This is a genomic window from Corynebacterium provencense, assembly GCA_900049755.1.
Taxonomy (GTDB): domain Bacteria; phylum Actinomycetota; class Actinomycetes; order Mycobacteriales; family Mycobacteriaceae; genus Corynebacterium; species Corynebacterium neomassiliense.
Window position 1 is genome coordinate 1 of sequence record LT160613.1, and the last position, 1,507, is coordinate 1,507.

At 67.0% G+C, this 1,507-nt stretch carries 1 protein-coding gene; it reads right to left on the reverse strand.

Translation table 11 applies throughout. The features are described from left to right. Nucleotides 1–126: 126 nt before the first annotated feature. Entirely contained in the window at nt 127–1,404 is a 1,278-nt protein-coding gene (locus tag BN3906_RS13905; protein WP_261797053.1) for a GlnX family signal transduction membrane protein, read from the reverse strand. Nucleotides 1,405–1,507: the final 103 nt, after the last annotated feature.

Sequence of the window (1,507 nt, forward strand, 5' to 3'; positions counted from 1 at the left end):
CGAGGGTCGGTTCCGGGGCGTCCGGCCAGCGCTGGACCCCGTCGGAGGCCCCGCAGGCACCGAGCAGGAGCGCCGGGACCAGGAGCAGGCAGGACCCTGCGGCGCGGAGGAGACCGGGGGCAGCCATCACAGGTACTCCTGGAGACGGGGGCGGGTGCCCTGGATGACACAGAGGATCGACAGCAGGGACAGCACCAGCACCAGAAGATTGACCCGGCTGGCGGCGGCACCGGCGTCGGCGAGGTAGTCGCGCAACTGCTCCCGGGAGTTCCCGATGAGCGACTCAAGGTCGTTGTCGAGGGCGGTGAAACTCTCACTGACCCCGTTGTCGTCGTCACCGACGGTCGCCCTGACCGCGGCGGAGTAGTCACCCTGCCGCACCATCGACACCATCTGGGCGTGGGCACTGTCCCAGGTGCGCAACGCCTCCCGTGCCTCGTCGATCCTGGTCCGGCCGTCCTGACCGTCCGCGGCACCACGCAGCTGCTCCAGCTGGGCGTCGATGGAGGCGACCCGGTCGGAGAAACTGTTCTGGTTGTCACTGGTGTAGTCACGCTGCACCAGTCCCAGGACCTCGGTGGACCTCGCCTGCTGGACCTCTATCCTCAGCGAGGTGAGTGTCTGGAGGGGCAGTGACGTCCCTGTCACCCCACGGGGACCCTCGTGCCAGGTACTGAGGGAGGACACCCCCGCCCACACCAGGGCGACGGACATCAGGACGGTCGCCGTCGCATATCCCACACTGATCCGCCGGTTCGACCACGCAGCCAGCCAGAACTGCGCCACGATGAGCATCAGTACCGCGGCGAGCAGACCTGACAGGGCGAACCAGCTGGGCCGGGTGAGCCGGTGCTGCTGGGCGACGACGGAGGAACTGGTGCGGTCGTAGAGCTCGGCGGCGGCCGGCAGGAGTTCCTCCTGCATCATCGAGGACGCCTGGGTGATGTACGCGGCACCGAGCGGAAAACCCTGCCGGTTGTTCGCCCCTGCCTCGGTGACCAGGCTGACATAGGAGGGCAGCTTCTCCTGGATCTCCAGGATCAGCGACATCTCTCTGCTCGACGGGTCATCGATACCGTTCGAGGCACGGACCACGGCCCGGGAGGCGGTGTCCAGCGCCCTACGGTAGGGGTCACGGGTGTCCGCAGTCCGGGACGGGTCAGTGAGGAATCCTGTCGTCGCCACCGCGTCCGCGACCGACAGGGAGTTGTAGAGTTCCTGTGCGGCAAATGAGACCGGCTCAGACCTGTTGACCATGGTGCTGAGCTCATCCTGCCTGTCCCCTGAGGACGCGGCCATCGCCCCGCCGGCGGCGAGGATGGCGGCGACGAGGATGACGGAGACCACGGAGAGCAGTCCGGGAGTCGTGGAGATGAACCGGGCGAAACGTTTCGGGGCCTCCACCAGCGGGGTGAAGACCGTCTCTTATACACTTCTGGTTGTGTCTAAGAGACAGGGATGACGGAGAGCAGATGGCGGAGAGTCACGGCACAGGCGATACAGGCGG